Origin of the sequence: Butyrivibrio fibrisolvens (assembly GCF_023206215.1) — a bacterium.
In the GTDB taxonomy this organism is placed as follows: Bacteria; Bacillota; Clostridia; order Lachnospirales; family Lachnospiraceae; genus Butyrivibrio; species Butyrivibrio fibrisolvens_C.
The window spans coordinates 330095-336856 of sequence record NZ_CP065801.1; the positions used below are offsets into that span (position 1 = coordinate 330095).

At 40.6% G+C, this 6762-nt stretch carries 12 protein-coding genes; 3 read left to right on the plus strand and 9 right to left on the minus strand.

Annotation, left to right across the window (positions count from 1 at the left end; all coding sequences use genetic code 11):
* Positions 1 to 76: 76 nt before the first annotated feature.
* The 9 genes from I7804_RS18840 to I7804_RS18885 all read right to left on the minus strand — a co-directional run bounded on the left by I7804_RS18840 (position 77) and on the right by I7804_RS18885 (position 4314).
* Positions 77 to 376, minus strand: a complete 300-nt coding sequence (locus tag I7804_RS18840; protein ID WP_248406113.1) for a hypothetical protein — start codon at positions 374 to 376, stop codon at positions 77 to 79.
* A gap of 11 nt (positions 377 to 387) precedes the next feature.
* A complete protein-coding gene (locus I7804_RS18845) occupies positions 388 to 906 on the minus strand; it encodes a hypothetical protein (protein WP_248406114.1) in 519 nt (172 codons plus the stop codon).
* 52 nt (positions 907 to 958) lie between these two features.
* Positions 959 to 1837 (minus strand): sugar ABC transporter substrate-binding protein, encoded by an 879-nt coding sequence (locus I7804_RS18850; protein WP_248406115.1) that lies wholly within the window; start codon positions 1835 to 1837, stop codon positions 959 to 961.
* A gap of 399 nt (positions 1838 to 2236) precedes the next feature.
* A complete protein-coding gene (locus I7804_RS18860; RefSeq protein ID WP_248406232.1) occupies positions 2237 to 2401 on the minus strand; it encodes a hypothetical protein in 165 nt (54 codons plus the stop codon).
* 143 nt (positions 2402 to 2544) lie between these two features.
* Entirely contained in the window at positions 2545 to 2757 is a 213-nt protein-coding gene (locus I7804_RS18865) for a hypothetical protein (RefSeq protein ID WP_248406117.1), read from the minus strand.
* Complete coding sequence (locus I7804_RS19360; protein ID WP_334303711.1) at positions 2700 to 2984, minus strand: alpha-amylase family glycosyl hydrolase; 285 nt, start codon at positions 2982 to 2984, stop codon at positions 2700 to 2702. Before I7804_RS19360 ends, I7804_RS18865 begins: the two co-directional genes overlap by 58 nt.
* Positions 2951 to 3508, minus strand: a complete 558-nt coding sequence (locus tag I7804_RS18875; RefSeq protein ID WP_248406118.1) for an alpha amylase N-terminal ig-like domain-containing protein — start codon at positions 3506 to 3508, stop codon at positions 2951 to 2953. Before I7804_RS18875 ends, I7804_RS19360 begins: the two co-directional genes overlap by 34 nt.
* A 136-nt stretch (positions 3509 to 3644) precedes the next feature.
* Positions 3645 to 4106: a hypothetical protein gene (locus tag I7804_RS18880; RefSeq protein ID WP_248406119.1), complete on the minus strand. Its 462-nt coding sequence runs from the start codon at positions 4104 to 4106 to the stop codon at positions 3645 to 3647.
* Positions 4018 to 4314, minus strand: a complete 297-nt coding sequence (locus I7804_RS18885; protein ID WP_248406120.1) for a hypothetical protein — start codon at positions 4312 to 4314, stop codon at positions 4018 to 4020. The genes I7804_RS18880 and I7804_RS18885 overlap by 89 nt, the downstream gene beginning before the upstream one ends.
* 620 nt (positions 4315 to 4934) lie before the next feature.
* On the opposite strand from I7804_RS18885, the gene I7804_RS19465 reads away from it, so the two are divergent.
* The 3 genes from I7804_RS19465 to I7804_RS19035 all read left to right on the plus strand — a co-directional run bounded on the left by I7804_RS19465 (position 4935) and on the right by I7804_RS19035 (position 6720).
* The gene (locus I7804_RS19465) at positions 4935 to 5009 is read left to right on the plus strand and encodes a LacI family DNA-binding transcriptional regulator (protein WP_420314871.1); all 75 of its coding nucleotides are present in this window, start codon (positions 4935 to 4937) and stop codon (positions 5007 to 5009) included.
* A 118-nt stretch (positions 5010 to 5127) separates the two neighbouring features.
* On the plus strand, positions 5128 to 5526 hold the full coding sequence (locus tag I7804_RS18890; protein WP_248406121.1) for a hypothetical protein: 399 nt from the start codon (positions 5128 to 5130) through the stop codon (positions 5524 to 5526).
* A gap of 1068 nt (positions 5527 to 6594) precedes the next feature.
* Positions 6595 to 6720, plus strand: a complete 126-nt coding sequence (locus I7804_RS19035; protein ID WP_282570538.1) for a hypothetical protein — start codon at positions 6595 to 6597, stop codon at positions 6718 to 6720.
* Positions 6721 to 6762: the final 42 nt, after the last annotated feature.

Sequence of the window (6762 nt, forward strand, 5' to 3'; positions counted from 1 at the left end):
TTGTCCACAAACGATTCCACCGACTTAAGAAAACCAGGCGCTCTCCTGCCGCTTTCTGCTAGCTTTTGAATATTTTTTATATCTCTGATATTGCAAAGATAAAAAATGATAACTGCTCAAGTATCATGAATGAAAGGATGCCCTTCAACATCATAATAATTGAATCATCGCCCTTGGTCCCAAGCCAAGGATCACCCTCGATGGTTCCGAGGGTGAAGAGTCCTGTCATGTCAGAGATTCCCTGAGTAAAAAGATATATAAGATATATTGCCAGAATGCCCATATACAGTATTCCTTTGATCCTCTGACCATATAGAAACTGGCCAAGTCCCATCACTACATAAGAGCATTTGGTTTTTAGATTACTGTGTTTCATGCCGGCACCTCTTAATTAGCAAGAGTATAGATTGCGTCATAGATGCTTTGGTCAGCTTTGTCAAGGGCATCCTGTATTGCCGATGTATCTTCGTATTTGACAGTTTCTCCTTTGGACTGTCTGAAAGCATCCTTGGCAACATCGCTCAGAAGAGTCTGCATCGGGTCCCAGATCTGATCGACTGCTTTGACAGAAGGCATGAGATATATATGTCCTTCATTTAGGCTCTCAAATATCATACCTGTCACACCGCCTATTTCATCTGCTACGTCTCCCCTTGTAGGAGCTATTCCAAGGATCTGTGCTCTCTTTGTGATCATCTCATAGCTAGTAGCGAAGTTAACGAATTCTATGCAGGCATCGCGATGCTCTGTATAAGCACTGATGCCATATCCATTCACGCCGCCCATTACGATCGTGTCTGTATCTGCTGTACCGGATTCAAGATCACCGTCAGATGGCATCTTGCCGGGGAGCTCGACCATACCAAGGTTCTCGGTGGCCTTCTTGTCAGCCTCTTCTTCGCTCAAGCCTTCGCCTGTATATACTTCTTGTAACCTGTCATAGAAAAGGACGTAAGTGTCAGGGGGTTGAGATTGAGCAAAAATATGATCCATCAGCAACCTTAGAATATCTGCTCTGCTTGATGGAATCGTCAAGGCACTCTTCGCTCATGATCCCGGCAAACTGTCTCATAGCCGCTATACCATTGGCTGTATCCCCGGCTGCAAAGCCGATATCTTCTGAGTTAAAGCTTCCATCTTCGTTTTGACCAAATACATATCCGCCATATGAGAATATGAACTCAGCCATCATATAAAGGTCATTGCAAGGCGCAACAAGACCGAATTTCTCGCCATTAGATGACTCATAAAGCTCTTTGGAATATGAATATAAGGAGCTCCAGTTTTCGAAGAAATCAGGAGTACCGCTTCCATCACTATCCCATGTACTCTCCCAATCTTCCGGCAGAAGATCTTTCCTGTAAAAGAGCATCGGCTCCTGAACATTAACCGGTACTCCGCAGGTGTACTTCTGACCGTCAACAGTTACGGAAAATGCATCCCAGGCTTCCTGCGGTATCTGGTCTGCGCATTCAAAATCCTCTTTGTTTATCGCCATGAGATGTTTGTCTTCTGCATAGGCCATAAGCTTATCGTTGGCCTGGTACAAAACATCAGGGCCATAGCCATAAGGGCCGTTTTCTGCAAGATTACTGTATTCTTCCATATTGGCATCAACTGCCTGAATGCCCTTGTCTTTATAGGCTTCATTAAAGGCATTTAAAAGTTCATCAAGATAGCCTTCTGATTTGGCCGTATCATTTTCGAGGATTCTGAGAGTGATAGTCTCTCCGCCTTCACCTGTCCCTGTCTGTGTCTCTTGACTTTTGCCACAGGCGCAGGTTCCAAGGGTCATAACTGTTGTCAATACAGTAGCAGTAACTTTCTGATATTTCATAATATTTCTCCTCCATCTGCAAATAGCCTGAAACTCCGGGGGCTATCTGTAATTCGTTATAAGTACCTACCTCATCTGTCTGATTTATATAAAGCTCGGCATCTGCTCTTTGGCCATGTCTTTTCAAAATCAGTACCCTTCCATCTTGTGAAGCATTTACCAATGTACCTTCAAAGAGAATTCACATTTTTTTCTAATTAGGGATAACTTACTAAGCAATAATACTGCCTTATTGTCCTTATTAAGAGCTGTCTCCCAGTCCATACATCTGCGGCAATCCGGATCATATCCTCCCATGGTATAGCACTCCCGTACCGTAGAATATGGATGGAGCACCGAGGAAAAGATATAAAAGGCAGAGTGCAGCATAGAGTTTGTCCTTATCTCCCTTGACCTCATTTAAAAATCTGTCGGTATCGTGACTGTCCAAAGGTTCAGCATCATATCATTAACTGTATCGGTATTTCGCATAAGTATGTCATTAAGCTTTTGTGCCGTCTTCGTGGCATCCAGTTTATTATATGCGAAATAGTCAAGGCATGCCTTAGTAAAAGCGTAATTCATGATGCTGTCATACTGATCGCCTCTAAGGTAAACCGATGCGTCGTGCCAGTTCTCCCCGATTATGGCTGCATCTTTTTTGACAGATTTAATCGCTTTTCGATTTCCTCAAAAATCGTGGCTGATCTCATCAGATACGTCAAGCCTCAACCGTCAATATCGTACTCCTGTATGTAGTATAGGGCTATTGCGATAAGATAGTCCTGCACTGCCGGGTTGGAGGTATTCCATTTGGGCATATAATCGCAACCAGCAAAGACTTCATAATTTAGAGGATTCTTACAGGGTCTGTCACCGCGGATCACAAAGTAATCAAAATATTCAGAGTCTTTGCCTTTCTTGATGACATCCTGAAACAACTCGTTTTTTCACTTACATGATTAAAAACCGCATCCAGAACTATTCGCATGTTACGCTTATGAAGCTGTTCCACAAGGTCCTTAAAATCTTCCTTGCTACCAAAGTGCTCATCTATATCATAGTAATCAACTATGTCGTATTTGTGATTGGAAGGCGATCTGAATATGGGCGTAAGATAAAGGGCATCGCAGCCTATACTTTTGATATAGTCAAGTTTTGAAATGATCCTTTAATATCTCCTCCTGCAAAACTCTTTGGAGTTGGCTTATCTCCCCACTTAAGGTTGATATAGCTCTTATCTTTGTTATCATCTCCTATACAGAATCTGTCTATGAATATCTGATAGAAGCAGCTATTACATAGCCATTCAACCTTATGATGGATGTCAGCTTCGTTTATATACGGATACTGGAAAAAATTGTAATATCCCTTACTAAAATCATAATCAAGTGAAGCGCCGTCTTCTGAAAAGTAGTAATAATTCTCTCCGTCATTTAGATAAAAAACATACGCAAGCCTTGTATCATCAAGCTTTAAGCGAATAGAATAGTAATCATATATCCTGCCGGTACCTATTTTGGTCATTGGCTTTTTGTATCGGCTTTCTGCAATCTTGTACTTGCTCTCGTATATTATATAAGCATCCTTGATATCATCAGCTGCTGTTCTGAGCCTTATAACAATTTCATTGTCTGATACAGGAAAACAATATGCAGAATCTGTAATGTGCTGTAATGCTAATTGATTCATACCTAACCTCATGTTGCGCGCAAAGTAAGCCACTAATAGTTCAAAATGATGGGCTCGCAATATCAATTTGGGTTTGAAAATGAAACATTTTCAAAGTTGGATTCTGATCAGTTTGCCCCTACCGGGTCAGAATTTCTTACAATAGTAAGCGTGTCCTGAGCCTGATTGTCAGGATTGGTTGTAAGAGTGATGGTGTAGTTGCCGTCTTCTTTAACCTGTACATTAGCTTTGTCAACTGAGTCTGCAAGGCCGCCTGCATTCTCCATCTGAGTATCATCAATCTGTGTGAACTTGCCGTAGCCTTTTTGACCATCCATGACCAGTCAGGAATGATCTGGAACTGATCGCCTTCATAAAGATCTATTGTAAGTGAGAATTCATTAACTGCATTACCTGTAGGAACAAGCTCAAACTGGGCCTTGTCTTCATCACTAAGGTCTGCAGCCCAGTTGTTAAGTGCAAGTGATCCTGTCTTGGAAGTTCCTGCAATGTACCAGTGACGTGTATCTTCAGATACTTCTGCAGCTCTGAAATCTCCATAAAGAGTTGTATCCTTGGTAAAAGAATCTGTTTTTAAGATCCTTCTTGCTGGATTCAAGATATGAAGGTGTCTCATACCATCCGTTAAATTCACCTGACTCTGCTGTCTCAAATGCTTCATATGAAGACTTATCAAGAACTTCTCCGACGTTAGCTGTTGCTGTTCCGATAGTCTCGTCCTGATTCATAAATGTTACTGTTATCGTCTCTGCAGTACTTGCAGCGCTACCGGCCTGACTGGAAGTATCTCCGCATCCTGTCAGCAATCCTGCTGTATGCAGAACTACTCCTGTTAAAAGAGCTGCGACTTTAGATAATACGTTATTCTTTTCATATTTACCTCCCTTGTTTGTATCATGTGATTTTTGCGCCGATCGTGACTTAAGTTGATCGATGTTTAAGTTGATCGTTTCTTAAATCGATCGGTGCTTAAGATTGATCGTTGTTTAAGTTGATCGTTGCTTAAATTGATCGGTGCTTAAATTGATCGGTGCTTAAGTTGATCGGTGTTTAAATTGATCAGTGCTTAAATTGATCAGCGCGTTTTTGTTAACCTTGTTAACTTAGCTGTTAAATTATAAATATCACTTTTGCCCAAACTTGTCAATATGGCATATTTTTTGGTATTATTGGGTTAACTTGTTAACTTAACTAATCTAAAGGAAGAGCACCAGTTTGAAAGTATTCCACTTTTAAACCCAAATTGATGACGCGAGCTCCATCAATTTGAACCACTCGTTTCACTCGCGACGTGAGGTTAAGTTTGAAAGTGTTTCACTTTCAAACCCAAGTGTGTCATGACTCCACCAATTTGAACCATTGATCCTCGTTTCACTCGCGACATGAGGTTAAAAATGGCCAAAGAGAAAAAAGCCACTGTAAAGACATAGCAAAAAAAGCAGGTGTATCCGTGGCTACTGTTTCATATGTTTTAAATGATAAAGGGAACCAAGATAAGTGACGCCACCAGAAAAAAAAGTCCTTCAGGTGGCTAATATCTAAACTACCCAGATTCCGGAAAAATATAAAAATAATGACACTAAAAAAGCAGCTATACAATTGGTATCATCTACAGCATCTTGACTGGGATAGAAGTACATCCCTGTACTTCCGGAATTCTTTTACATCCTGTAATGGCAGGAACCCCTTCGCGAAATGCCCGAATCATGCAGCTTATAAATCTTCTTGCAGAACGCTTTGAACGCATGAAGTTTAACTGTGTGCTGCTTCCGCTAGAACCTGATATCGACAGATACGAACCTGTTCAAGGGCTTGACGGGATCATTGCAATAGATCTTCACGAAAGAGATTTTAAGATCATGTCAGGCAGTTATTTTATCCCTATTATGTGCCTTGACATGATGATCAATGATTTTCTTTTCTACCAGATACATACTGATTTTGAGCAGATTGCAGATAAAGCCGCAGAAATGTTCAAAGAAGACTACTACCTTCTTACAGACAGCTGTTTTCAATGAAGGATACAGCACATATATCTCGTCTGTTTTTGGCAAAGACAGAGTTCTGTTTTTGATAAATTAACAAAAAGATCTCTCTTCACTAAAAAAGCAAAAAGCTCCTTGTATGGAGGATTATCTTGGGATGATCATCTCCGCTTTACAAATGACGAAAACGTAGTGGTCATCTCCGGTACGTATGGCAACATGCCTGGTATGGAAGGACTTAGGATCATCCACAATGATCTTGAAAAAAGGCAAATCTTGCCATGAATATTATGATGAATGCTCTTGAAAAAGAAATTCGATGTCAAGCATGAGTATAAAGTGCTTTGACGCCCCCAGTGACGAAGTCGATGTATCATTTGATATCAAAACTGATATCTTAATCCAACCTGTAAAAAAGGTATGACCTACTATTAGGCATACCTTTTTAGTAGCCGTAGATTACTAAAATATGATATATGTATTCTTTATATTATCTATTATCCTGCCGATATTTATAGAAAGCGCCTTATCAAATGCAAAAAAAAATCATTTACTAAAGTTTTTCCGCTTACGGATAGTATATAGATCATTGCCATACTTTTAATCGCTTTTTTAAAGGGGACACTATGACAACAGACCAGATCAAAAAAAATCTTGAAGAAATGATAGCTCACGCAGTATTTCCAGCAGACAGTAAGTGATCCAATAAATGCAGATATGTGGTTTTGCATTCAGAACAAGTCTCCAGGATGCGGAAAATCAGCTTCAGAGCATGGGAAAGCCAAGCCCAAGCTCCCAAAAGCTGATCTGTACATTGGTGCGTATGTTCTGTATATGTGTCAAAAGTATCAAAAGTTGACCCGCAAAGAGTCTCTATATCCCAATATGCAGGAACTTAGGTAGGTAAGACTTTCAAGCTTGTCAAGATTATTGCAAAGAAACTGTGGGCAGAGATCTAAACTGGTGCAAACTAAGCTTCTCTACCGGCCATGGTGATCTTATGATCGCGTCCAATGGCGCCGACAAGTCTGGAATGAGCTTACATTTGGCGCATGGGCTTCAAGCTTCAAATACAGCATCAACAATAATAAACCGTGAGGCATGCTTCTATGTAGATTAAAGCCTGACGAAACCTTTGATACCGACAAAAGCCCCGAAGCTCTAAATAAGTACATGGCTCTGGAGACAGGCTTTGACAGCTGGTTTGATAAAAACACTGATCATTAAACAAGTCATTAAAAAGCAGGCAACCTTCAAAGGTTACCTGCT

Coding starts and splice junctions, on each gene's coding strand:
- I7804_RS18840 (WP_248406113.1), bottom strand. CDS start 376: ATGAAACACAGTAATCTAAAAACCAAATGCTCTTATGTAGTGATGGGA.
- I7804_RS18850 (WP_248406115.1), bottom strand. CDS start 1,837: ATGAAATATCAGAAAGTTACTGCTACTGTATTGACAACAGTTATGACC.
- I7804_RS18860 (WP_248406232.1), bottom strand. CDS start 2,401: ATGAATTACGCTTTTACTAAGGCATGCCTTGACTATTTCGCATATAAT.
- I7804_RS18875 (WP_248406118.1), bottom strand. CDS start 3,508: ATGAATCAATTAGCATTACAGCACATTACAGATTCTGCATATTGTTTT.
- I7804_RS19035 (WP_282570538.1), top strand. CDS start 6,595: ATGCTTCTATGTAGATTAAAGCCTGACGAAACCTTTGATACCGACAAA.